Source organism: Dactylosporangium salmoneum, from assembly GCF_039532525.1.
GTDB classification, from domain to species: Bacteria; Actinomycetota; Actinomycetes; order Mycobacteriales; family Micromonosporaceae; genus Dactylosporangium; species Dactylosporangium salmoneum.
Genome location: NZ_BAAARV010000135.1, coordinates 1 through 23,500, shown reverse-complemented (window position 1 = coordinate 23,500; position 23,500 = coordinate 1). Strand labels below are relative to the sequence as shown.

At 74.3% G+C, this 23,500-nt stretch carries 24 protein-coding genes; 6 read left to right on the top strand and 18 right to left on the bottom strand.

Annotation, left to right across the window (positions count from 1 at the left end; translation table 11 throughout):
* Nucleotides 1-142 precede the first annotated feature (142 nt).
* The 7 genes from narI to ABD352_RS53775 all read right to left on the bottom strand — a co-directional run bounded on the left by narI (nucleotide 143) and on the right by ABD352_RS53775 (nucleotide 9,983).
* Nucleotides 143-862 carry a respiratory nitrate reductase subunit gamma gene (narI, locus tag ABD352_RS53805; RefSeq protein ID WP_344620450.1) on the bottom strand — a complete coding sequence of 240 codons (720 nt, stop codon included), beginning with the start codon at nucleotides 860-862 and terminating at the stop codon, nucleotides 143-145.
* On the bottom strand, nucleotides 859-1,470 hold the full coding sequence (gene narJ, locus ABD352_RS53800; protein WP_344620449.1) for a nitrate reductase molybdenum cofactor assembly chaperone: 612 nt from the start codon (nucleotides 1,468-1,470) through the stop codon (nucleotides 859-861). The genes narI and narJ overlap by 4 nt, the downstream gene beginning before the upstream one ends.
* A complete protein-coding gene (gene narH / locus ABD352_RS53795; protein WP_344620448.1) occupies nucleotides 1,467-3,137 on the bottom strand; it encodes a nitrate reductase subunit beta in 1,671 nt (556 codons plus the stop codon). Before narH ends, narJ begins: the two co-directional genes overlap by 4 nt.
* 1 nt (nucleotide 3,138) lies before the next feature.
* Nucleotides 3,139-6,783 (bottom strand): nitrate reductase subunit alpha, encoded by a 3,645-nt coding sequence (locus tag ABD352_RS53790; RefSeq protein WP_344620452.1) that lies wholly within the window; start codon nucleotides 6,781-6,783, stop codon nucleotides 3,139-3,141.
* Nucleotides 6,784-6,875: 92 nt separating this feature from the next.
* Nucleotides 6,876-7,337, bottom strand: coding sequence for a hemerythrin domain-containing protein (locus ABD352_RS53785; RefSeq protein WP_344620447.1), 462 nt, complete (start codon nucleotides 7,335-7,337; stop codon nucleotides 6,876-6,878).
* Nucleotides 7,330-8,574 carry an MFS transporter gene (locus ABD352_RS53780; RefSeq protein WP_344620446.1) on the bottom strand — a complete coding sequence of 415 codons (1,245 nt, stop codon included), beginning with the start codon at nucleotides 8,572-8,574 and terminating at the stop codon, nucleotides 7,330-7,332. The genes ABD352_RS53785 and ABD352_RS53780 overlap by 8 nt, the downstream gene beginning before the upstream one ends.
* Before the next feature lie 191 nt (nucleotides 8,575-8,765).
* Entirely contained in the window at nucleotides 8,766-9,983 is a 1,218-nt protein-coding gene (locus ABD352_RS53775) for a ricin-type beta-trefoil lectin domain protein (protein WP_344620445.1), read from the bottom strand.
* A gap of 171 nt (nucleotides 9,984-10,154) precedes the next feature.
* On the opposite strand from ABD352_RS53775, the gene ABD352_RS53770 reads away from it, so the two are divergent.
* On the top strand, nucleotides 10,155-10,886 hold the full coding sequence (locus ABD352_RS53770; protein ID WP_344620444.1) for a HEAT repeat domain-containing protein: 732 nt from the start codon (nucleotides 10,155-10,157) through the stop codon (nucleotides 10,884-10,886).
* 14 nt (nucleotides 10,887-10,900) lie between these two features.
* On the opposite strand, the gene ABD352_RS57980 is transcribed toward ABD352_RS53770, so the two are convergent.
* From ABD352_RS57980 to ABD352_RS53760, 3 genes are read right to left on the bottom strand one after another with little or no spacing between them, the layout of a single operon-like run.
* Nucleotides 10,901-10,987 carry an alkaline phosphatase PhoX gene (locus tag ABD352_RS57980; protein ID WP_425553988.1) on the bottom strand — a complete coding sequence of 29 codons (87 nt, stop codon included), beginning with the start codon at nucleotides 10,985-10,987 and terminating at the stop codon, nucleotides 10,901-10,903.
* Nucleotides 10,969-11,433, bottom strand: a complete 465-nt coding sequence (locus ABD352_RS53765; RefSeq protein WP_344620443.1) for a hypothetical protein — start codon at nucleotides 11,431-11,433, stop codon at nucleotides 10,969-10,971. Before ABD352_RS53765 ends, ABD352_RS57980 begins: the two co-directional genes overlap by 19 nt.
* Nucleotides 11,434-11,473: 40 nt before the next feature.
* Entirely contained in the window at nucleotides 11,474-12,598 is a 1,125-nt protein-coding gene (locus tag ABD352_RS53760; protein ID WP_344620442.1) for a trans-sulfuration enzyme family protein, read from the bottom strand.
* A gap of 96 nt (nucleotides 12,599-12,694) precedes the next feature.
* Here ABD352_RS53760 and ABD352_RS53755 point away from each other — a divergent pair, with 96 nt between their 5' ends.
* Nucleotides 12,695-13,264 carry a C40 family peptidase gene (locus ABD352_RS53755; protein WP_344620441.1) on the top strand — a complete coding sequence of 190 codons (570 nt, stop codon included), beginning with the start codon at nucleotides 12,695-12,697 and terminating at the stop codon, nucleotides 13,262-13,264.
* On the opposite strand, the gene ABD352_RS53750 is transcribed toward ABD352_RS53755, so the two are convergent.
* The gene (locus ABD352_RS53750; protein WP_344620440.1) at nucleotides 13,251-14,417 is read right to left on the bottom strand and encodes an ROK family protein; all 1,167 of its coding nucleotides are present in this window, start codon (nucleotides 14,415-14,417) and stop codon (nucleotides 13,251-13,253) included. The genes ABD352_RS53755 and ABD352_RS53750 overlap by 14 nt on opposite strands.
* A 60-nt stretch (nucleotides 14,418-14,477) precedes the next feature.
* Between ABD352_RS53750 and ABD352_RS53745 the strand changes: the two genes are divergently transcribed.
* Nucleotides 14,478-15,092 carry an HAD family hydrolase gene (locus ABD352_RS53745; protein WP_344620439.1) on the top strand — a complete coding sequence of 205 codons (615 nt, stop codon included), beginning with the start codon at nucleotides 14,478-14,480 and terminating at the stop codon, nucleotides 15,090-15,092.
* A 294-nt stretch (nucleotides 15,093-15,386) separates the two neighbouring features.
* On the opposite strand, the gene ABD352_RS53740 is transcribed toward ABD352_RS53745, so the two are convergent.
* Nucleotides 15,387-16,598, bottom strand: coding sequence for an MFS transporter (locus ABD352_RS53740; protein WP_344620438.1), 1,212 nt, complete (start codon nucleotides 16,596-16,598; stop codon nucleotides 15,387-15,389).
* A gap of 110 nt (nucleotides 16,599-16,708) precedes the next feature.
* Between ABD352_RS53740 and ABD352_RS53735 the strand changes: the two genes are divergently transcribed.
* Complete coding sequence (locus ABD352_RS53735) at nucleotides 16,709-17,482, top strand: winged helix-turn-helix transcriptional regulator (RefSeq protein ID WP_425553987.1); 774 nt, start codon at nucleotides 16,709-16,711, stop codon at nucleotides 17,480-17,482.
* On the opposite strand, the gene prfH is transcribed toward ABD352_RS53735, so the two are convergent.
* Genes prfH through ABD352_RS53720 form a run of 3 tightly spaced genes read right to left on the bottom strand, consistent with a single transcriptional unit; the run spans nucleotide 17,424 to nucleotide 19,363 of the window.
* Nucleotides 17,424-18,074, bottom strand: coding sequence for a peptide chain release factor H (gene prfH / locus ABD352_RS53730; protein WP_344620436.1), 651 nt, complete (start codon nucleotides 18,072-18,074; stop codon nucleotides 17,424-17,426). The genes ABD352_RS53735 and prfH overlap by 59 nt on opposite strands.
* Complete coding sequence (locus tag ABD352_RS53725) at nucleotides 18,071-19,192, bottom strand: RNA ligase RtcB family protein (protein WP_344620451.1); 1,122 nt, start codon at nucleotides 19,190-19,192, stop codon at nucleotides 18,071-18,073. The genes prfH and ABD352_RS53725 overlap by 4 nt, the downstream gene beginning before the upstream one ends.
* 15 nt (nucleotides 19,193-19,207) lie before the next feature.
* Nucleotides 19,208-19,363, bottom strand: coding sequence for a hypothetical protein (locus ABD352_RS53720; RefSeq protein ID WP_344620435.1), 156 nt, complete (start codon nucleotides 19,361-19,363; stop codon nucleotides 19,208-19,210).
* 18 nt (nucleotides 19,364-19,381) lie between these two features.
* Between ABD352_RS53720 and ABD352_RS53715 the strand changes: the two genes are divergently transcribed.
* Entirely contained in the window at nucleotides 19,382-20,293 is a 912-nt protein-coding gene (locus ABD352_RS53715) for a GNAT family N-acetyltransferase (protein ID WP_344620434.1), read from the top strand.
* Between the two features lie 25 nt (nucleotides 20,294-20,318).
* Here ABD352_RS53715 and ABD352_RS53710 read toward each other — a convergent pair whose 3' ends face one another.
* A complete protein-coding gene (locus tag ABD352_RS53710) occupies nucleotides 20,319-21,074 on the bottom strand; it encodes a hypothetical protein (RefSeq protein WP_344620433.1) in 756 nt (251 codons plus the stop codon).
* Nucleotides 21,075-21,260: 186 nt separating this feature from the next.
* On the opposite strand from ABD352_RS53710, the gene ABD352_RS53705 reads away from it, so the two are divergent.
* Complete coding sequence (locus ABD352_RS53705) at nucleotides 21,261-21,752, top strand: hypothetical protein (RefSeq protein ID WP_344620432.1); 492 nt, start codon at nucleotides 21,261-21,263, stop codon at nucleotides 21,750-21,752.
* 195 nt (nucleotides 21,753-21,947) lie between these two features.
* On the opposite strand, the gene ABD352_RS53700 is transcribed toward ABD352_RS53705, so the two are convergent.
* Together ABD352_RS53700 and ABD352_RS53695 are read right to left on the bottom strand one after the other, a co-directional pair.
* A complete protein-coding gene (locus ABD352_RS53700) occupies nucleotides 21,948-22,238 on the bottom strand; it encodes a peptidoglycan-binding protein (RefSeq protein WP_344620431.1) in 291 nt (96 codons plus the stop codon).
* Nucleotides 22,239-22,256: 18 nt separating this feature from the next.
* Nucleotides 22,257-23,500, bottom strand: a 1,244-nt coding sequence (locus ABD352_RS53695) for a DEAD/DEAH box helicase (RefSeq protein ID WP_344620430.1), incomplete at its 5' end; no start/stop codon positions are given.

Below are 23,500 nucleotides of genomic sequence, written 5' to 3'. Positions count from 1 at the left end.
GGCTCGGCCAGCACGCGGCCCGCCGCCGCGTCCAGCGGGACCCGCTCGGCGGGCAGCGGGTCCGCGCGGCGGGCGGCCTCCCGGGCGTCCCGCCAGGCCAGGCCGGTGACGGCGGCGGGGCCGGCGCGCAGGGCGTGCGCGGTCACTGGACGCGTTCCCAGCCGCGGCGGACCGGGCGGGCGCCGAGCTGGCGGTCGCGGCTGCGGTAGACGATGTACGGCCGGGTCAGGTAGCCCAGCGGGGCGGAGAAGACGTGGACCAGGCGGCTGAACGGCCAGAACGCGAACAGCGTGCAGGCGGCCAGCGCGTGCAGGCGGAAGCCGATGGGCGCGGCCGCCATCAGGTCCGGCTGCGGGTGCAGGGAGAAGATCGAGCGGAACCACGGGGAGACGGTCTGGCGGTAGTCGTGCGGGTGGCCGGTCAGGTTGCCCAGGACCGTGGTGCCGAGGCCGAGCAGGATCGTGCCGACGAGCAGCACGTACATGATCTTGTCGTTGGTCGTGGTGGCGGAGAAGACCGGGCCGACGGTACGCCGCCGGTAGACGAGGATGGCGGCGCCGGCCAGGGTGAGGAAGCCCGCCACGGTGCCGAGGCCGACCGCGACGGCGTGGTAGGCGTCCTCGCTGACGCCCACGGCGTCGGTCCACGACTCCGGGATCAGCAGGCCGCCGACGTGGCCCAGCGCCACGAGCAGGATGCCGAAGTGGAACATCGGGCTGCCCAGGCGCAGCAGCCGGCGCTCGTAGAGCTGGGAGGAGCGGGTCGTCCAGCCGAACTTGTCGTAGCGGTACCGCCAGATGTGCCCGACGACGAAGACGGTGATCGCGATGTAGGGCACGACGATCCACAGCAGGACCTTCATCGAGCGGCTCCCTGTGGCATGTACTCGGGCGGGGCGAACGGGGCGAGCCCGACCTGCTCGGCCGGCGGGCCCTGGGCCGCGAGACGGGCGACCGCGGTGCGCTCGTCGCCGAGCGGGGGCAGCGTGGCCGAGACCGAGTCCAGGACGTCCGCCCACGGCGAGCCGGCGTCGTGCAGGGCCGCGCGCAGCAGCTCCAGGCCGGCCCGGTGCTCGATCAGCAGGGCGGCGCCGGCGTCGGGCTCCGCGGCGGCGTACTCGAGGAGCACGGCCAGGTGGTCGGGCAGCTCCTCGTCGGTCAGGCGCAGCCCGGCGGCGGCGTAGGCCTGCTTGAGCCGCAGCAGGGCCATGCCGCGGTTGCGGGTGTCGCCGTGCGTGTAGTACGTCAGGAACAGGCAGCACCGCCGCCGGTGGTCGAACGTGGCGACGTACTCGGCGGCCAGCTCCGGCAGCGGGGTGCGCGCCGCGTGCGCGGCGAAGCGGCCCAGCGGCGTGCCGACCGGCCCGCCGAGCGCGGCGGCGACCCGGCGGACCAGGTCCAGGTGGCCCGTGAACTGTTCGTCGGGGTAGGCCAGCAGCAGCGACTGGGCCTGCCAGGCCGCGCCCCTCATGGCGTGCCCCCGTTGCCATCGGCGCGATCGGGGAACAGGCCCGCCGGGCGGCCCTTGCCGTCCCAGTTGAGCAGGTTGACCCGCCGCGGCTTGTCGGCGGGGTCGACGATCGTGTCGGTGGTCTGCCGGTCGCGCAGCATCGCGAAGTTCTCCACGGCGATCGGGGCCGGTCCGCCGGAGGCCTCGCCGAACGGGCCGGAGCCGCCCATGCCCGGGCCGCCCTCGTAGTCCAGCGAGCAGCCGGTGGCCAGTTCCTCGAGGGAGTGGGCCTGCTCGGCGTGCGCCGGCGGGATGACGTACCGCTCGTCGTACTTCGCCAGGGCCAGCAGCCGGTACATGCCGTACACCTGCTCCCCGGTCATCCCGACGGCGGACGCGATGCGCTCGTCCGGGTCGCGGCCGAGGTTCACGTCGCGCATGTAGGAGCGCATCGCGGCGAGGCGGCGCAGCACGGCGTCGACCGGGGCCGGGTCGCCGGCCGTGAACAGCTGGGCCAGGTAGTCGACCGGGATGCGCAGCGCCTCGATGGCGGCGAACAGGTTGCCGCGGTCCTCGGCGTCGTGGCCGGTGTCGCGCACCACGTCCACGACCGGTGACAGCGGCGGGATGTACCAGACCATGGGCATGGTGCGGTACTCCGGGTGCAGCGGCAGCGCCACCTTGTAGGTGTTGATGAGCGCGTACACCGGGGAGCGCCGGGCCGCCTCGACCCAGTCCCGCGGGATGCCGGCCCGCTCGGCCTCGGCGGCGACGGCCGGGTCGTTCGGGTCGAGGAACACCCGGCGCTGGGCCTCGTAGAGGTCGTGCTCGTTCGCCGTGGAGGCGGCGGCGAGCACGGCGTCGGCGTCGTAGAGCATCAGGCCGATGTAGCGCAGCCGGCCGACGCACGTCTCGGAGCACACGGTGGGGATGCCGACCTCGACGCGGGGGAAGCAGAACGTGCACTTCTCCGCCTTGCCGGTGCGGTGGTTGAAGTACACCTTCTTGTAGGGGCAGCCGGAGACGCACATCCGCCAGCCGCGGCAGCGGTCCTGGTCGACCAGGACGATGCCGTCCTCCTCGCGCTTGTAGATCGCCCCGGACGGGCAGGAGGCGGCGCAGGACGGGTTGAGGCAGTGCTCACAGATGCGGGGCAGGTAGAACATGAAGGTCTGCTCGAACTCGAAGCGCACCTTGTCGGCGATGCCCTTGAGCAGCACGTCCTTGTCGCCGTGGTCGGGGGCGCCGGCGAGGTCGTCGTCCCAGTTGGCCGACCAGGAGATCTTCATGTCCTTGCCCGACAGCAGGGACTTGGGCCGGGCGACCGGCGTGTGCTCCTGCAGCGGGGCGTTGGTGAGCTGCTCGTAGTCGTAGGTCCAGGGCTCGTAGTAGTCGTCGATCGCCGGCAGCTTCGGGTTGGAGAAGATGGTGAGCAGCTTCTTGAACCGCCCGCCGCCCTTGAGGGCGAGCCGGCCGCGGCGGTTGAGCGTCCAGCCGCCGCGCCAGGTCTCCTGGTCCTCGTACCGCCGCGGATAGCCCTGGCCGGGTCGGGTCTCGACGTTGTTGAACCACACGTACTCGACGCCGGTGCGGTTGGTCCACGCCTGCTTGCAGGTGACCGAGCAGGTGTGGCAGCCGATGCACTTGTCGAGGTTCATCACCATGGCCAGCTGCGCCATCACGCGCATATCAGTACTCCACCTCCTGGGAACGGCGCCGGATCACGGTGACCTCGTCGCGCTGGTTGCCGGTCGGGCCGAGGTAGTTGAAGGCGAACGACAGCTGCGCGTAGCCGCCGACGAGGTGCGTCGGCTTGATGAGCAGCCGGGTCAGGGAGTTGTGGATGCCGCCGCGCCGGCCGTTGGTCTCGGTGCGGGGCACGTCGATGAGGCGGTCCTGGGCGTGGTGCATGTAGACGGTGCCCTCCGGCATGCGGTGCGACACGATCGCGCGGGCGACGACGACGCCGTTGCGGTTGACCGCCTCGATCCAGTCGTTGTCGCGCACCCCGATCTTCGCGGCGTCCTCTTTGGACATCCAGATGGTCTGCCCGCCGCGGGACAGCGACAGCATGAACAGGTTGTCCTGGTACTCGGAGTGGATGGACCACTTGTTGTGCGGGGTGAGGTACCGCACGGTGATGCCCAGCTCGCCCTTCTCGCCGACGGCCGGCTCGCCGAACAGGGCGTGCATGTTCAGCGGCGGGCGGTAGGTCGGCATCCACTCGCCGAGCTCCGCGACCCAGTCGTGGTCGAGGTAGAAGTGCTGCCGGCCGGTGAGCGTGTGCCAGGGCTTGAGCCGCTCGACGTTGATGACGAACGGGGAGTAGCGCCGCCCGCCGGCCTCCGAGCCGGACCACTCCGGCGAGGTGATCACCGGCGTCGGGCGGGCCTGGGTGTCGGCGAACGTGATCTGCTTGCCCTCGTGCTCGGCGGCGAGGTCCGCCAGCCGCATCCCGGTCTGCCGCTCCAGCTGCCGGAAGCCCTGGGTGGCCAGGTGGCCGTTGGTGGTGCCGGACAGCGCCAGGATCGCCTCGCACGCCTGCACGTCCCGGGCGATCGACGGGCGGCCGTCGGCGACGCCGCCGCGCGCCACGCCGTTCTTGTGGCGCAGGTACTCGATCTCCCGCTCGACCCGGAACGTGACGCCCTTCGTGGTCGCGCCCAGCGTGTCCAGCAGCGGGCCGAGGGAGGCCATCTTGTCGGCGATCGCGGCGTAGTCGCGCTCGACGGTGACGAGCTTCGGCATCGTGCGCCCCGGCACCGGCTCGCACTGCCCGGCCTTCCAGTCGGCGACCCGGCCGTGCGGGTTGGCCAGCTCGTCCGGCGTGTCGTGCAGCAGCGGCGCGGCGACGAGGTCGGTGCGGGTGCCCAGCCGCGGCCCGGCCAGCGCGCTGAAGGCGCGGGCGATGGTCATGAAGGCGTCCCAGTCGGTGCGGGTCTGCCAGGGCGGGGCGATGGCCGGGTTGAACGAGTGCACGAACGGGTGCATGTCGGTGGTGTTGAGGTCGTGCTTCTCGTACCACGTCGCCGCGGGGAGCACGACGTCGGAGTACACGGTCGTGGACGTCATCCGGAAGTCCAGCGACAGCAGCAGGTCGAGCTTGCCGGTCGGGGCCTGCTCCCGCCAGACGACGTCGCGCGGCCGGGCGCCGGGCGGGGCCTCGGTGGCGCGCACGGCATGGTCGGTGCCGAGCAGGTGGCGCAGGAAGTACTCGTTGCCCTTGGCCGACGAGCCGAGCAGGTTGGCCCGCCAGACGGTGAGCACGCGGGGGAAGTTCTCCGGCGCGTCCGGGTCCTCGCAGGCGAACCGCAGCCGCCCGGCCTTGAGCTCGGACACCACGTGCTCGGCGACGGGCTTCCCGGCCGCGGCGGCGTCGTCGGCGAGCAGCAGCGGGTTGCGGTCGAACTGCGGGAAGGAGGGCATCCAGCCCATCCGGGCGGAGGCGGCGATGAGGTCGGCGGTGCTGCGCCCCGCGAAGGAACCACCGTCGCTGCCCGCGGCCAGGGTGGCGGCCGAGAAGGGGTCGTACCGGTACTGGTCGGTGTGCAGGTACCAGTACGCGGTCTGGATCATCTGCCGGCCGGGCCGGGACCAGTCCGCCGCGGTGCCCAGCACGCTGTAGCCGGTGATCGGGCGGACCTTCTCCTGCCCGACGTAGTGCGCCCAGCCGCCGCCGTTGACGCCCTGGCAGCCGGTCAGCGTCGTCAGGGTGAGGAACGAGCGGTAGATGGTGTCGGAGTGGAACCAGTGGTTGGTCCCGGCGCCCATGATGATCATGGAGCGGCCCTTCGACTCCTCCGCGTTGGCCGCGAACTCCCGCGCGATGCGGGCCGCGGCCGACGCCGGCACCCCGGTGATGGTCTCCTGCCAGGCCGGCGTGTACGCCTGGGCGGCGTCGTCGTAGCCGGACGGCCACTGCCCCGGCAGCCCGTCGCGGCCCACCCCGTACTGCGCCAGGAGCAGGTCGTACACGGTGGTCACCAGGTGCGTGCCGATGCGCCGGACCGGCACGCCGCGGCGCATCGGCTCCGCCGCGCCGGAGGACGTGTCGAACCGCGGCAGCACCACCTCGACGGCCTCGCCGCCCTCGCACGACAGCCGCGGCCGCACGTCGCCGAGGTCGAGGTTCCACTTCCCGACGCCGTGCTCGCCGTAGCGGAAGCCGAGCGAGCCGTTGGGCACGACCGGCGTGCCGTCGTCGTCCAGCAGCACCGTCTTGAACGCGGCGTGCTCGCTCTCGGCGAGCGCGCCGGGCAGGTCGGCGGCGGTGAGCATCTTGCCGGGGCGGAAGGCGCCGTCGCCGAGGTCGTCGAGGGTGACCAGGAACGGCAGGTCGGTGTAGCGGCGCACGTAGTCGGCGAAGTACGGCACCTGCCGGTCGACGAAGCACTCCTTGAGCACCACGTGACCCATCGCCATGGCGAGGGCGCCGTCGGTGCCGGGCTGCGCGGGCAGCCACTCGTCGGCGAACTTGACGTTGTCGGCGTAGTCGGGGGCGACCGCGACGACCTTCTGGCCCCGGTAGCGGGCCTCGGCCATCCAGTGCGCGTCCGGGGTGCGGGTCACCGGCAGGTTCGAGCCCCACATGATGAGGTAGCCGGCGTCCCACCAGTCGCCGGACTCCGGCACGTCGGTCTGGTCGCCGAACACCTGCGGTGAGGCCACCGGCAGGTCGGCGTACCAGTCGTAGAACGACAGCATCGCCCCGCCGATGAGGTTGTAGAACCGGGCGCCGGCGGCGTGCGAGACCATCGACATCGCCGGGATGGGCGAGAAGCCGGCGACGCGGTCCGGGCCCCACTCGGCGATCGTGTGCACGTGCGCGGCGGCGACCAGCTCGACGGCCTCGTCCCAGGTGGCCCGGACCAGGCCGCCCTTGCCGCGCACCGACTTGTAGCGGCGGGCCTTCTCGGGGTCGGAGACGATGTCGGCCCACGCCGCGACCGGGTCGCCGCCGTTGGCCGCCTTCGCCTCGCGGTACATCTCCAGCAGCACGCCCCGGACGTACGGGTAGCGCACGCGGGTGGGCGAGTAGGTGTACCAGGAGAAGGCGGCGCCGCGCGGGCAGCCGCGCGGCTCGTACTCCGGCCGGTCGGGCCCGACGCTCGGGTAGTCGGTCTGCTGGGACTCCCAGGTGATGATGCCGTCCTTGACGTACACCTTCCAGGAGCAGGACCCGGTGCAGTTCACCCCGTGCGTGGAGCGCACCACCTTGTCATGTGCCCAGCGGTCCCGGTAGAACGAGTCTGCCTGCCTGCCACCGATCTGGTGCAGCGTCCGCAGGTCGGGCGACACCTCGCCGCGGGTGAAGAACCGGCGCGTGCTGACCAGCGCGTCGGCCAGTCCGCTGTCCAGCCCGGGCGAGTCGCTCCTGCGGGCCACGATAGGGCCCTCCCTCCGGTAAGAGACGGACCTTGCTCACATTAGCCACGAACCGGGATGAACGCCCGCCGAACCGCATCGACACGCTCCCAGTCCTCGGTGCTCAGACCGGCCAGCGCGGCGGGGAAGACACCGTCCTGCTCCTTGAGGATGTGCTCGCGCAGCATCTCCAGGACCTCGAGCAGATGGCCGGGCCAGGCCGGGTCCGCGGGCGTGCCGTCCGCGGCCGCGCCCAGCGCCGCCTCCACCACGCGGTGCTCGGACTCCAGCGCCTCGACGTGCTCGGGGAAGTCGCCGGCGAGGGCGGGGAACAGGCCCCGCTCCTCCACCTCGGTGTGCGGGCCGAGCACCGCGGCGATCTCGCGGGCGACCTCGGCCATCCGGGGCACGTCGCCGGCCCGGTGCGCGGCGCGCACCTCGCCCATGAGGTTCACCACCCGGTCGTGCTCGCGGGTCAGCTCGCCGATCGCGTCAACGGCCTGGCAGCCGCAGTACTCACACATGAGCGGCGCTCCGGGTGCTGCGCGCGCCGGTCCGGGACGACTCGCCGGCGCCGCGGGCGACGACGGTGACGGTCAGCAGCAGCGCGCCGAGGGCGACCACCGCGAGCGCCGCCAGGCCGGAGGCGTAGGAGCCGTACCGCTCGTAGACCACGCCCATGACCAGCGGCGGCACGAACCCGCCGAGCCCGCCGGCCGCGCCGACGACGCCGGTGACCGAGCCCACCATGTTGGCCGGCGCCCGCTGCGCGACCAGGGCGAAGGTGGCGCCGCTGCCGGCGCCGAGCGCGGCCGCCATGGACAGGAACGCGATCGTGCCCACCGGGGCGAGGCCCGGCGTGAACGCCTGGACCACCGCGCCGGCGGCCACGACGGCCAGCGAGACGGCCAGCACGCGGGTGGCGGGGATGCGGTCGGACAGCCAGCCGCCGATCGGGCGCATGACGACGGCGAGGACCACGAAGCCGGCCATCCGGTTGGCGGCGTCGGCCTGCGCCAGCCCGTAGGCGGTCTTGAGGTACGCCGGCAGGTACACCGAGAACGCGACGTAGCCGCCGAACGCGACCGCGTACAGCACGGCGGCCTGCCAGGTGAGGCGCAGCCGCGCAGTGGCGGCCAGCCGGCCGGCCAGCGGCTGGGCCGGCACGACCCGGCCAGGGGCGTCGCGCAGCAGCAGCGCGGCGAGCGCCGCGTAGACAGCCAGGACGATCGAGGTGACCACGAACGGGGTGGCGGTGCTGCCGGCGTGGACCAGCTTCACGGTGCTCAGCGCGCTGATCGCGGTGCCGCCCATGCCGGCGCCGAACACGCCGACCGCCATGCCGCGCCGCTCGGGCGGGAACCAGTTGTTGACGAAGGGCACCCCGACGGCGAAGGCGGTGCCGCCGATGCCGAGGAAGAAGCCGCCGACCAGCAGGCCCGCGAGCGAGGTGTGGCCGGAGAGGCCGAGGTACAGCACCGGGACGATCGTGGCGAGCGAGACCAGCGGGAACATGATGCGCCCGCCGTAGCGGTCGGTCAGCGCGCCGACCGGGATCCGCCCGAGCGACCCGACGACCACCGGCACGGCGACCAGCAGGGCCTGCTGGAACGAGGTGAGGTGCAGTGCGTCCTTGAACTTCGGCGCGAGCGGGCTCAGCAGCGCCCACGCCCAGAAGTTGACCGCGAATCCGATCGTGGCCAGCGCGAGCATCAGCACTCGTTGCCTGCCACCGGCAGTTGGCGTCTCGGTTGTCCGCATCGCGCGCTCCACAGGTGTGACGGCTTCGGGTTGGCCTCGCCTCCGGGTCTCGGGGCGACTACCTCAGGTTTCCCCGTTCCGCCACAACCGAACAGAGTCATTGGTCCCGCCGGCGCGGGGATTCGTGGTGCCGGAAAAGCCGGAAGGGGGCGGCGGGGATGAACCCCGCCGCCCCCTCGCGAGGCAGAGCGTCAGACCTTGGTCCACTTCTGGTTGGCGCCGCCGGTGCAGTCCCAGATCTGCAGCTGGGAGCCGTTGGCGGTGCCGTGGCCGGCGACGTCGACGCACTTGTTCGCGTTCGTGTTCACCAGGTCGCCCGCGGCGGACAGCGTGAACTTCTGGGCGTTGGTGCCGTTGCAGGTGTACAGCTGCACGGCCGTGCCGTTGGCGGTGCCGGCGGCGGCGACGTCCATGCACTTGCCCAGCGCGCGGACGGTGCCGTCCGTGCCGAGGGTCCACTGCTGCGCGGCGGTGCCGTTGCAGTCGTAGACCTGCAGCCGGGCGCCGTCGACCGGGTTGGCCGAGGGGATGTCGATGCAGCGGCCGCTCTCCGTGCCGCGCAGGGCGTTGGTGCCACCCGGCGGCGGGGTCGTGTCGCTCGTGCTCACGTGGACGTAGTCGATGAGCATGCGGTTGACCGACGGGGTGCTGCCGTCCGGGCTGCCGGGGAAGTTCCCGCCGACCGCGAGGTTGAGGATGATGAAGAACGGGTGGTCGTACACCCACTTGTTGCCGCGGATGTTGGCCGGGGTGGCGCGGAAGTACTCCGAGCCGTCGATCGTCCAGACGATGAGGTTCGGCGACCAGTCGACGGCGAACGTGTGGAACGCGTTGCCCAGCGCCTGGCCGATGTTGCGCGTGCCGCCGACCGCGTTGCCGCCCGAGTATCCCGGCCCGTGGATCGTGCCGTAGACGGTGTTCGGGTCGCGCCCGACGTTCTCCATGATGTCGATCTCGCCGTCGGTGGGCCAGTTGCTGCCCCCGAGCATCCAGAACGCCGGCCACAGCCCGTTGCCCTTCGGCACCTGGATGCGGGCCTCGACGTGGCCGTACAGCTGGGTGAACTTGCCGGCCGTCTGGATCCGGCCCGACGTCCACTGGCACGTGCCGTACCAGCAGCTGCGCCCGCCGCTCTCCCGGCGGGCCTCGATCACCAGGTGGCCCTGGCCGTCCTGGTACACGTTGCTGGTGCCGCTGTTGTAGTACTCCAGCTCGGAGTTGCCGAAGCCGCCGCCGCCCGTGTCGAAGTTCCACTTCGACGTGTCGACGCCGGCGCCGGACCCGCCGTTGAAGTCCTCGTTCCACACGACCGCGGCCTGCGCCGCGCTCTGGGCCGACACGACGGCCAGGCCGGTCGCGACGAGCGACGCGACCAGCGCGGCGGATGCCAGCGACTTGAGTCTTCGCATGTGCCTACCTCCCATGGGCGGACCCTGTAGCGGCAGGGCCCGGGGTTCGCGAAGCGATCTGTGAGGTTGGTTTACAGATCAATCGGAGGCTATGCCGTGGCGTCGGCGGCAGTCAATACGGGTCTTGAACCAAGACTTGAGGTTATGCCGCTGCCGCTATGCTGCGCGGCGATGGCGGACTTCGTGCACCTCACCACCGCGCGGGCGGCCCGGCGGATCGAGCGCTCGGGCATCGCCGCGCGCAGCCACGGCTGGGAGCAGCGCCGCGGGGTGTACTGCATGCCGGTGCTCCCCTCGTTCACCCTCACCTACGGCTGGGTGCGCGAGCTGCGCCGCTGGAAGGGCGGCCCCTTCGTCGCCGTCCACCTGCGCCTGCCCGACGGCGAGCCGGTGACGGTCGGGCACTACGGCAGCAGGCCCCGCGAGGTGACTGCGGCGCAGGCGGTCGCCGTCGTGCGGGCCCTCGAGGACCCCCGCGGCCACGAGGTGTTCGTCCCCCGGGCCATCGCCGCCGCCGAGGTGCGGCGGGTGCGCGACGTGCCGCAGGGCGTCGGCTGGCGGTACCGGCCCGACGCGCACGGCCGGCGGCCGTGCGCGTGCTGCGCCCCGAGTGGCGGCTACCGGGTGGCGCAGCTGCGCAACCGGCTCGACCCGCCCCCGCAGGTCGCGCCGAAGTCCGTGCTGATGGCCCGGCTGAGGACGGCCACCGACGCCGACGAGATCATCGAGGTGCTCTACGACCTCGCCGTGGGACGCCGCGGGGACGCCCAGGAGCTGGCCTACCTCGCCGAGCACCCCGACCCGGAGGTGCGCTGGACCCTGGAGAGCACCCTGCGCTCCTACCGCGGACCCCAGGCGCGCCGCCTGCGGGAGCGCCTGGCGGCGATGGACGACGACGGCTGACCACCAGCGCCCGGTCACGACGCGGTGGTCTCCTCGTACGACAGCCACGACCCCCACGGCGTCGCGGCGCCGCTGCAGTTGCTCAGCGTGCCGTTGAGCACCAGGAAGCTCTCGACGAGCCGCCCGGATCCGAGGTCGTACAGCGACGAGGTGCACCCGGCCGGCGCCCCCGGTCGTAGGCGTTGCGCGGCCCGAGCGCCTGGTGCCGCGCCCCGGGCACGTCCAGGTCGATCTCGTGGTTGCGGATGATCCGGACCCGCTCGCGCCCGGCCACGAACACCGCCTGCCCGTCGTGGCAGCCGGGCGTGGGCAGCCCGTCGCTCATCCTGCTGCCGGCCGCGCCGAACGTGCGGTAGCCGAACCCGGCGGGCAGCGCCAGCTCCTTGCCCGCCGGGGAGAGGGGCCCATAGCCATCGACCGCGGGCCGGCCGGACCGGCTGCCGGCGGGCGCCGCGCCGGCGGCCGCCGGCAGGAACGCCCCGCCGAGCCCGCCGCCGACCAGCCCCAGCCCGGTCACGGCCAGCACATCGCGCCTGTTCAATGCCATGCGCCACACCGTGACCCCCGCCGATGAACGCCGCGGTCGGTCAGGTGTCGAGCGCGCGGAGGAGATCTTCCACGATGTCTTCCGGCTCCTCCAGGCCGACCGAGAGGCGCAGCAGCGAGGCGTCGACGGTGTCGGAGGTGCCACCGTGGGAGAAGATCAGCGACGCCGGGTGGGTGATCAGGGTCTCGGTGCCGCCCAGGCTCACCGCGTTGCCGGCCAGGACCGTCGAGCGCAGGACGTGCTGGGCCTCCTCCGGGGTCGCGACCGTGAAGGACAGCATGCCGCCGAAGCCGGTCATCTGGCGGCGGGCCAGGTCGTGCTGGGGGTGGGAGGGCAGGCCCGGGTAGTGCACCGCCGTCACGCGCGGGTGCGCGGACAGGGCCTCGGCCACGCGCTGCGCGTTGTCGTTGTGGCGGGCCATGCGCAGCGGGAAGGTGCGCAGGCCGCGGGCCAGCAGCCAGGCCTCGAAGGGGTGGCAGACCGGGCCCAGGACGCGGGCCGTCTCCCAGGCGCGGCCCACCAGCTCGGCGGAGCCGGTCAGCACGCCCGCGGTCACGTCGCTGTGGCCGTTGAGGTACTTCGTGGCGGACTGGGCGACCAGGTCGGCGCCCAGCTCCAGGGGGCGGGTGTTGTACGGCGTGGCGAAGGTGTTGTCGACGATCAGCAGGGCCGACGGGGCGGCGGCGCGGACGGCGGCCAGGTCGGTCAGGACCATGGCCGGGTTGCTCGGGGTCTCGGCGTAGACGACGTCGGCGCCGGGAGCCGCGTCCGGGAGGGCCTCCTGCGGTACCAGCGCGACATCGACGCCGAACGTGGGCAGCACGTCGCGCAGGAGCGTGAGCGCGGCCGTGTAGTGGTTGGTCTGGGCGACCACGCGGGTGCCGGCGCGGACGTTGGACAGCAGCGCGGCGCTCACCGCGGCCATCCCGCTGCCCAGCAGCAGCGCGCGCTCGGCGCCGTCGAGCTCGGCGAGCATGGCCTCGGCCTCGGCGGCGTTCGGGGAGCCGTACCGCGTGTAGTACCCGGTCGGCGCCACCGCCGAGGCGATCTCGGCCGCCTCCGGGGTGCGGGGCAGCTCGTAGGTGCTGGTCTGATAGATCGGCGTCGTGACCGGGACGCCGCCGGGGCGGTCGGGCAGGGACGGGTGCAGCAGGCGGGTCATCATGGACTCCAGTATCGGTTCACCCAGCGGTCCGCCCGATTTGCCGCCAATAGGAAAATTGTTCGTTATGGTGCCTGCCTGCGACATCGATGGCTGGCCGTGCTGGCCCTGGTGGTGGCGGTTTCCGCGGTACCGCAGGAGCAGGCGATGGCCGACGAGCCCCCGTCCCGGATCGTGGTGCGGCCCGGGGACACCCTGTGGGCCCTCGCCCGCCGCAACGGCACCACGGTGGCCGACCTGCAGCGGCTCAACAACCTCGGCACCTCGACCCTCATCCGCTCCGGCCAGACCCTGATCCTGCGCGACGACCGCGCCCGCCAGGTGGCCACCGCCATCGCCTACGCCCGGGCCCAGCTGGGCAAGCCGTACAAGTTCGCGACCGCGGGCCCGGAGACCTTCGACTGCTCGGGCCTGGTGATGCAGGCCTGGGCGGCGGCCGGGGTACGGCTGCCGCGGGTCACCTACGACCAGATCAACGCCGGCGAGCACATCGCCCGCGACCAGCTCGCCCCGGGCGACCTGGTGTTCACCAACAGCGGCGGGCACGTCGTGCTCTACATCGGCGACGACGAGGTCATCAACGCCGGGCACACCGGCGTCGAAGTGCACCTGCAGGCGCTGCCCCGGGAGGATCAGGTCGTCGCCTACGTGCGCCTCACCGGCCGCTGACCCGGGCCTGGGTGAGCGGGGCCAGCACGGCGGCCAGCGCGGACTCGGCGGCGCCGATGGCCGGGCCCCGCGAGCCCAGCTCGGCCGGGACGATCGGGGGAAGCGCGGCGCGGCGCCAGGCCATGGCGGCCCGCAGCACCGCCGCGCGCAGGCCGGCTCCCGCGACGTCCAGCAGGTCCACACCCAGGCCGCCGAGGGTCACGATCGCCGGGTCGAGGGCGTTGAGCAGCGCGCCGATGCCCCGGCCGAGGGCCTCGGCGACCTCGTCGACCGCGGCCCGGGCGCCCGCGTCGCCGGCGCGGGCGGCGGCCAGGGTCTCCTCGGCGAAGGCGCGCGGGTCGGCGGGCCCGGGCCGGCCCAGCCGGCGGGCCATCGCGCGGCCGTCCACGGTCACGTCCCAGCAGCCGCTGGCCCCGCACGGGCACGCGAGGGCCGGATCGCCGAAGGGCACGTGCCCGAACTCGCCGCCGGCGCCGGTCGCGCCCAGCACGGGCCGGCCCCCGGCGAGCAGCACCCCGCCGATGCCCACCTCGACGGTCAGGTGCAGCGCCACCGGTACCTCCCGGGCCGCGCCCCGCAGCACCTCCGCCACGCCGGCGAGGGAGGCGTCGTTGCCCACCGTCAGCGGCAGGCCCGCGGCGAGGGGGCCGAGGTCGACGTCGCGCCACCCGAGGGTCGCGGCCTGCACGACGGTGGTGCCGCGGACCGTGCCCGGCACCGCCACCCCGACGGCGGCGAGCCGGTCGCCGGTCTCCTCGCGCAGCGCGCCGACGGCGGCGGCGATCCCGGCCAGCAGCGGGCCGGGCGGGCCACCGGAGTGGCGGCGCACCGGCGCCGGGGCGAGCGCGCCGCCGATGGCCGCGGTCGTCACCCGCCAGGTGGCGTGGGTCAGCTCGACCACGGCGACGAGCGGCCCCTCGGGGTGGGCCACCAGCACCGTGGTCGGCCGCCCGCGCCCGCCGGTCTGCGGTGCGGCCGCCTCGCCGAGCAGCCGGGCCGCCCGCAGCCGCCCCATGATCTCCGTCGCCGAGCCGCTGCTGAGCCCGAGGTGGGCCGCCGCCTCCGCCCTGGTCACGCCGGGGTGGGCGTGCGCGTGGCGCAGCAGCGCGAGCGCGCCCTGCACCCGCAGCGCCTCGGCCCGCATCGTTGCCATCGCGCCCTCCCCACGATTATGCTCGTCTGACGAGTTTATTGAATGTTGGGGGTACGGGCAATGCGGCGCTTCGCTGCGGTACTGCTGGACATGGACGGCACCCTCGTCGACTCCGACGCCGCCGTCGAGCGGGCCTGGCTCGCGTGGGCGGCCGAGGCGGGCGTGCCGGCCGAGCTGATCCTGCCCCGCATGCACGGCAGCCCGGCCCCGACCACGATCCGCGCGGTCTGCCCCGCCCTCGACGACGACGCGGTGGACCTCGCGGCGGCGCGGCAGCTGCAGCTGCAGTACGCCGACCTCGACGACGTCGTGGCCACCCCGGGCGCCGCCCGCCTGCTCGTCGCCCTCAAGGAGCTCGACCTGCCCTGGGCCGTGGTGACCAGCGCCGACCGCCGCCTGGCCGCGGCCCGCCTGGGCGCCGCCGGGATCGACCCGCCGCTGCTGGTCACCGTCGAGGACACCGCGCACGGCAAGCCGGCGCCGGACCCGTACCTGGCGGCCGCCGCCCGGCTCGGCGTCGCGCCGGGCGACTGCCTCGTGGTCGAGGACTCCCAGCCGGGCATCGACGCGGGCCACGCCGCCGGCGCGACGGTCGCCGCCCTGCGCGGCCTCGACGCCGACATCCGGCTGGGCGACCTCGGCGACCTGGCCGACCTGCTCCTGGCGGCCGGCTAACCCACACGCGAGCGCGGCAACTCCGGCCACGGCGTCGCTGGTTTCCGCGGCCCTCACCGCCGCGGGTAAGCAGCGGCGGAGGCGTTCCCGGTCCGGTCCCGTTCGCCCCGCACGGACGCCGGCGGCCGTCGGAACCGGCCCGCGGCCCAAGCGCCCGGCGTCGGCCGCTCGCCCAGCCCGTCCTCCCTCGGCCGGGCGCCGGCGGGCGTGCCGAGAGCCTCGACTTCCGCCGGCAGCGAGGACCAGGCCCGGGCGAGCGGCACGGGTGCGTCGCCGCGGGCCGTCCGCGGGTCGTCAGGCGACGGCCGGGGCCGGGGCGTAGTCGGTCAGGTCGCGCAGGCGGCGGATCGGGGAGCGCAGCAGGGCCAGCGGGGCCAGGACGGTGGCGGCGCCGAAGGCGAAGAGGGCCGGGCGGGCGCCGGCGTGCCCGGCGAACAGGCCCGCCAGCAGGCTGCCGATCGGGATGGCGCCCCACGAGACGAAGCGGACCGTGGCGATCACCCGGGCCAGCAGGTCGGGCGGGCTGGCCAGCTGGCGGTAGGTGCGCATGGTCACGCTCATGACCACCACGCCGCCGGCGAAGACGACGCTGCCCAGCACGAAGGCGGCGTAGGCGGCCCAGGCGGTACCGAGGGGAATGATCATGGCTCCCGAGACGGCGACGGCGGAGGCCAGCAGCAGGGCGCGGGCGGTGCCGAGGCGGGCCGTGACGCGGGTGGTCAGCGCGGCGCCGAGCAGCGTGCCGGCGCCCTCCACGGCGAGCAGGAGGCCGACCCAGCCGGGCGGGGTGTGCAGGTCGCGCACCAGGTACAGCGGGAACAGCGCGAGCTGGGCGCCGCACACGAAGTTGACCGCGGCCGCCGTCCACATGCCGGGGCCCATCACCGGGTGGCGGGCGACGAAGCGCAGGCCGTCGCGGATCAGCGGCCGCTCGGCGGAGGCGCCGGCGCGGCGGGGCGGCAGGGTGCGCAGCAGCGCGGCCGAGCACAGGTAGCTCACCGCGTCGACGAACAGGACCGGGACCGCGCCGAGGGCCTGCACGAGCAGGCCGGCCACGGCCGGGCCGCCCAGAGTGGTCACCGCCTCGGTGGCCGAGTTGAGGCTGTTGCGGGCCTCCAGGCGCTCCGGCGGGACGATCGAGGGCAGGAACGTCGCGTTGGCCACCCCGAAGACGACGTTGGCCAGGCTCACCACCAGCGCGACGGCGACGAGCTGGGCGATGGTGAGCGCGCCGAGGTACCAGCTCAGCGGCACTGAGGCGACGGCGGCGGCGCGCACCAGGTCGGCCGCGATCTGCGCGCCGCGCAGGGGCAGGCGCTGCACGAGCACGCCGGCGGGCATGCCGATGACCAGCCACGCGACGTACCCGGCCGCGGCGACCACGCCCATCTGCAGCGGGGTGGCGTCGAGCGCGATCAGGGCGGTCAGCGGCAGCGCCACCGCCCCGACCGCGGTCCCCGCCGAGCTGACCGCGCCGGCCGTCCACCAACGCCAGAACACGGCCATACCCGCCCCCGATATCGAGTCAGTTCCAAACTGGAACTGACTATAGTGCACGTGTGCGGCACGAGGATCTGGCCGACGCCGACTGCGGCATCGCGCAGGCGCTCGGGGTCATGGGCGACTGGTGGACGTTCCTGATCGTGCGGGACGTCGCCGGGGGCACCACGCGGTTCGACGCCCTGCAGCGGGAGCTGGGGGTCAGCCGGCGCGCCCTGGCCGAGAAGCTGGCGGCCCTGGTCGAGCACGGCGTGCTGCGGCGGCGGGAGTACCACGCCCGCCCGCCCCGCTACGACTACGTCCTCACCGCCAAGGGTGAGGGCCTGCTCCCGGTGCTCGTCGCGCTGCAGGACTGGGGGTCGCGGCACGTCATGGGCGACGGGCGGCTCGACGCGATCGGCACCGCGGCCGAGGCGCACCGGGTCCACGGGCTCGTCGGGCACCCGGTGCCGGAGTTCGCGGGCCGGGACTGGACGGTGCTGTACTGCTTCCCCGGCGCCTTCGCGCCCGGGCCCGACGGCCACCCGCCGGGCTGGGGCGACATCCCCGGCGCCGCCGGGTGCACGCTCGAGTCGCTGACCTACGCGGCCCGGGAGCCCGCCTTCCGGGCCCTGGGCGGGCGCATCCGGGGCATCAGCATGCAACGCCCCGACCAGCTGGCCGCGTTCGCCGAGCACGCGCGGCTGCCGTTCCCGCTGCTGTCGGACGCCGACGGGCGCCTGGCCGCGGCGCTGCGCCTGCCGACGTTCCGGGTCGCCGGGACCGACCGGTTCAAGCGCCTCACGCTGCTGCTCGACCCGTCCGCGACGATCCGGGCGGTGCAGTTCCCGGTCACCGACCCGGCCGGCTCGGTCGACGCGATGCTGGACCTGCTGCGCGCGAGGGCCTGAGCGGCCTCTCGACCCGGACCGGGTCGCCGCGCACGAGGTCGTCGTGGATCTGCCAGCGGGCCGCGTCCAGCGCCGCCGCGGCGGCCCGGTCGTCGCGCTCGACCTTCTCCCGCAGCAGCCGCAGGGCGGCCCGGCGGTTCTGCCCGAAGTGCCGCTCGCCGTCGGCGACGACCACGTGGCCGGTCGGGCGGTGGGTGGCCCGCACGGCGGTGCTCACCTTGTTGCGGTGCTGCCCGCCCGGGCCGCCGGTGCGGCACGGCTGGATGTCGACGTCGGCCTCCGCGAACGGCGTGCCCGGGGCGTCCAGGTCGCAGGGGCGGGCGATGACGTACCAGTTCTTGCGCCCGTGACCGGGCCGGTAGGGGCTCGGCGCCTGCCAGCACAGGGTCCCCGTCCACGCCCCGGCGAGCTCCTCGCCGACCCGCAGCAGCAGGGAACGGTACGTGCCGGGCCGCTCCCCCGGCACCTGCGCCACCCGCTCGGCCGGCACCCCGAGCCGGGCGGCCTCGGCCTCCAGGCGCGCGGCCAGCTCGGCCACGGCCCACGCGCACTCCTGCGGGCCGCGGCCCGCGGACACCATCAGGTAGGTCATCGGCGGCCCTTGTCGGCGGTCTTGTAGGTGACCACCGGCACCGTGCTCGCCACCGGCGTGGCCAGGCCGTGCGCGACGAGGTCGGCGATCACCTGCTCGATGCGCTTGTACGCCCCGGGGGCCTCCTCGAACAGCAGCTGCCGGTCGCCGCAGACCACCACCGAGCCCGTCGGCGGGCGGCGCAGCTGCTCGACCGTGTGCTTGGCCCGGTTGCGCACGAGGGCGTCGGAGCGGGACATCTTGCGGCCCGCGCCGTGGGCCACCGAGTGCCCGGCCTCCGCGCCGGCGTGGGCGGCGACGAGGTACGACAGGGTACCCCGGGTCCCGGCCACGAGCACGTCCCGCCCGTCACCCGGCGCGGCGCCCTTGCGGTGCAGGTACGCCCCGTCGCGCACCTCCACGAGGTTGTGGCACTGGTCGACGATCGGCTCGGCCGGCGCGGCGCCGAGGGCGTCGGCGACGCGGGCCGCGATGAGCCGGCGGTTCAGCGACCCCCAGGCCACGGCGGCGTCGTGCCGGGCCAGGTAGCCGGGCGGGTCCGCGGCGGGGCCGGCGCCGTGCACCTCGGTGTGCTCGCGCAGGATCCGCTCCCCGAGGCCCCGGGAGCCGCTGTGCACGATGAGCACCAGGTCGCCGGCGGCGAGCCCGAGCCGGGCCGCGTGCCCGGCGTCGAGCACCTCCTTGACCCGGGCCAGCTCGGCGAAGTGGTTGCCGCGCCCGACGGTGCCGAGGCCCTCGAGGTGCCCGGCCGGGACCTCGTCCTCGGCCAGGCCGGCCCACTCCGGGTCGATCGGCGCGTCGAGGTCGGGGAACCTGGCCGCGAGCCGCTCGGGGACGGCCTTCTTGAGCGGGAACGGGAACACGGCGATGCCGCAGCCGATGTCGGAGCCGACGAGGTGCGGGTAGAGGACGGTGGAGGTCATGGCGGCGCCGATCGGGGCGCCCTTGCCGGGGTGCAGGTCGGGCATGCCGGCGACGTGCAGCATGCCGTCGAGGGCGGCGACCTGGTGGCACTGGGTGACGGCGTCGGACTCGATCCAGCTGCCGTCGGAGGCGAACACGGTGACGGTGGGCACGGCTTTCCTCTTGGAGAGAGTTTCCTCGTGGAGAACGGACAGGGCGTGGGAGAACCGTCAGCGCGTCATGGTCACGACGATCGCCGATGCGCCGACGGCCCGGCAACCGGTTTTCGATTTGCCCCGGCCATGATCAACGGGGTACAACAGTCGGCGGCGGCGAGCGACCGCCAGGAAGGAGGAGCCGGTCATGTCCCGCAACACCAGCACCACGACACACTGGAGCCTCACTTGTCCGTCACCATCCGCCCCGTCGCGGGGCGCGAGGAGCTCGACCGCTTCCTCGGCCTGCCGTACGTCCTGAACGACGAGCTCGACGGCGACCTCGCCGCCGGGCGCCGCAAGCCCGAGTGGCTGTGGATGGCCCTCGACGGGGACCGCCTCGTCGCCCGGGCCGCCTGGTGGGCCCGCGCCGGGTCCGCCGAGCCGTATCTCATGGACATCTTCGACTTCGCCGACGGCCATGCCGGCACCGCGGCGGAGCTGGTCCGCACCGCCCTGACCCGGCTCGTGCCGGACGGGGGCACGCCGCCGGAGTACATCCGCTTCGTCGACCCGGGCTGGGCCGGGGACCCCGCCGGGGCCGTGCGGCGGCACCTGGCCGCGCTGGAGGGCCTCGGGGCCAGCCTCCTGGTCGAGCGCCGGCGCCTGGAGTGGCGCCCGGGCGCGACGATCCCGCCGGATTCCGGCCGTCTGGTGTTCCGGGATTTCCGCGGTACCGCGGAAGCCCTGGATCTCATGACCAGGGCCGTCGGGGGCACCCTCGACGCGCACCACCGGGCCGGCCTGGCCCGGCTCCCGGCGCGCGGGGTCGCCGAGGAGCACTTCCACGGCGAGCTGGAGCTGTACCGCAGCCCCAGGCAATGGTGGCGGGTGGCGACGCTACCCGGCGGCGAGCCGGTCGGATTCGTCTTCCCCGCCCGCAACGACTACGGCCCGATCATCGCGTACCTCGCCGTGCTGCCCGAGCACCGCGGCCGCGGCTACATCGACGACGTCCTCGGCGAGGGCACCCGGGTGCTCGCCGCCCAGGACGCGCCGCGCATCCGGGCCACCACCGACGTCGGGAACGTGCCGATGGCGAAGGCGTTCCTGCGTGGCGGCTACGTCAACTACCAGAACGAGATCAACATGACCTGGTAGGCCGGGCGGGCCCGGGCCGCCGCGCTCACACCTGCTGCACGTGCAGGGCGCCGAGCAGGCGGTCCAGGCCCTCCTGGGTGCCGATGACGGGCCGGTCCTCCGGGTGGTTGAGGTAGTGGTTCACCGCGTCGTGCAGGAACTCCCGGTGCACGGCCGAGCGCTGCAGCTGCAGCTGGATGCGCTGCTGGTTGCGCCGGCGCAGCGGGCCGCGGCTGCGCACCAGCTCGGGCCACAGGATGCCGAGCCGGCCCACCCCGAAGACCGTGGGCAGCGGGCCGGTCATGATGGCCTCCCACGGCACGTCGTACGTGACGAACGCGTCGACGACGGTCAGCCCGTCGCCGCGCAGCACGAGCCGGCCGGTCCCGCGGGCGAGCATCACGAGGGTGGCCACCATGAAGTAGGCGAAGACCATCGTCACCGCGAACAGCATCCAGGTGAACACGCCCCAGTCATCGTCGTCGAAGACGACGCTGAAGAGGATCCCGACGATGGGCGGGAACGCCGCGGCGCTGTTGGCGAGCCCGAAGTACGACGGCGGCGCCACGAACTCGCCCGGCCGCACGACGAGGGTGCGCGGCTTCGGCCCCTTCCCGGCCCGGACGGCCCCCGCCACCCCGGTGACCAGCAGGAGCACGACCGCGGCCACCTCCGGCCACCACTCGGCGTGCCACACGATCGTGAACGGCAGCAACACGATGCCCGCGCCACCCACGAGCACGTAGTACAGCCAGGCATCGCGCCGGCCTAACTCGCTTTCCCCGTTCGCACGCTGTGACACCGTGCCCACCTCCTATGCACGGAAATGTATCGGGTCGCCGCGACGCTGCGCCGCCACGAATTCGACACAGCCTACGGGCAACGCGGCACCCGCGTTCGCACACCCCTCGGAAGGGTCCGATTTGTCAGGGGATTCGGTGCGTCATTCGTCACAGCGTCCCCCGCGGCCCGGACCTACCCTGGCCGCGTGTCCACGCTGCCGAGCACCGATGATCTCCTGCGGGTCATGACGATCCTGGGGGTCGCGGGCGATCCGCTGTACATCATGAAGGACCACGCCGACGACCGGCGCCGCGCCGAACTGCTCGCCCACATCACCGCCGCCCTGGTCGACCGGCTCGAGACCCTCGAGACCCGGGCCGGGCTGGACGTCGACGACCGGGCCGACCTGCACCTGCGGGCCGACCGCGACGCCGCCGGCCCGGACGCCGCCGGTCGCCTGCAGGCCGCCCGGCTGGCCTGGGTGCAGCAGAGCGTGGCCCGCCGCCGGGGCCGTCGCCCAGACCCGGTGGCCGACACCGTGGCCACCACGATCGGCGTGCTGATCGAGCTGCTCGCCGCGAGCGAGTCCGGCCCGATGCTCGCCGACGCTGTCGCCGGCCTGTGCGCCGCCGCCGACCACCTCGGCACCGTCCTGCGCGCCGCACCGGTCCGCTTGCCGACAGGTGCCACCATATAGAGCCGTGGATGAGCTGCGGCCCACCGAGTACTCGGTGGTCCTCCTGGCCCTGCTCCCGCCGGCCGCGGCGGTCGCCTTCCTGCGCGCGCTGTGGCTGACCGGCGACGTCGGCAACGGCCGCCTGCTGCTGGTCCTCGGGGTGCCGTTCGGCGCCGCGGCGGGCGCCCTGCTCGCGCCCGGTGTCCGGCGCCGGGCTCAGGCGGCCATGCCCAGGGCGCGCAGGTGGCGGGCCTCACGGGCGGAGCGGGCCAGGGCCTGGGACGTGCGCGGCCCCGCCACCCCGTCGACGAGCAGCCCCGCGCGGGCCTGGAAGCGCCGCAGCGCCTGCGGCAGCTCCGCCTCGAAGGCGCCGGGGCGCAGCAGGCCGATCTCGACCAGCAGGGCCCGCACCTCGCGCGGGTCGGCCGGGGGCACGGCCTCGCCGGAGGCGTTCACGGTCCCCGCCAGCGCGGCGCCGACGACATGGAAGATGCGACGTACGGTCATGGATCGAGTGTGCGGCCCCTAGCCTTGCGAAACCTCAGGGGAAACCCTGCTGAACGACCCTGAACTCAGGTGTAGTGCGGCGCGGACCGGGTCGCCCTGCCAGCGGCTGGCGAAGGCCTCGCGCAGGGTCCAGCCGGCCCGCAGCAGCTCCCGCTGGCGGTCCAGGTGGGCCGCGTTGCCGTCCGGGTGCGGCGCGCAGATGTAGCCGACACCGTCGATTACGAGGTCGACGGTCCAGTCGCCGACCGGGTACGCGACGCGGGCGTCGCGGCCCGCGGCGGTCAGCTCGGCGGCCAGCCGCGAGGCCCACGGCACCGGCGAAGGGCCCGGGGCGGCCGGGGACGGCGGGGCCGAGGCGTGCGCCAGGAAGTCGGCGATGAGGCCGGTCCCGGACCGCAGGGACGTCACGACGACGAGGCGGCGGCGGGCGCGGGTCGTCATGACGTTGAAGAGGTTCGGCTCGGCGGCGAAGCGCAGGCGGGCCGGCGAGTCGCCGTCGACCAGGGCCAGCGAGACGAGCACCGTGTCGGCCTCGCCGCCCTGGAAGGCGTGCACGGTGCCGGAGCGCAGGACCAGCCGCTCGATCTCGTCGGCGGTGAGCTCCTTGAGCAGCGCGGCCTCGAGCGCGTCGGCCTGGGCGCGGAAGGGCGTGACGACGCCGATGCCGGTGCGCCCCGCGGCGGCCAGCGCGCGCACCGTGTCGAGGACGGCGTCGACCTCGGCCTGGTTGACGCCGTCGCGCACGGACGCGCCGGTCACCCGCACCACGTCGATGGCGGCCTCGCGCTCGCTGGCCGGGGTGCGGGTCATCAGCGACAGGCGGCCGTCGTAGAAGCGCCGGGCGGCGAAGCCGATCAGGTGCGGGGCGCAGCGGTAGTGCTCCCCCAGCCACGTGACCGGGGCGGCGCCGGCGGCCACGTCGAAGGCGCTGGAGCGGCGCACGTCGATGCGCTCGGGCAGGCCGTGGCGCTCCAGGGTGGCGGCCACGTCGACGTCGGCGACGAACGACACGAACCGCAGCTGGCTGGGGTCGCCGGCGACCAGCGCCCGCCTGGCCCGGGCCAGCACCGGGGCGGCCCGGATCTGGTCGATGTGCGCGGCCTCGTCGAGGATCACGAGGTCGAACAGGCCCGGCGTGGGCGGCAGCAGGTCCTCGACGTCGGCGACGGTGCCCACCCACAGCGGCAGCGCGCGCACCAGCGCCGGGCCGTCCTGCGCGGCCAGGCCCTCCCGGCGCCGGTTGCGCCCGGCCCGCAGCGCGG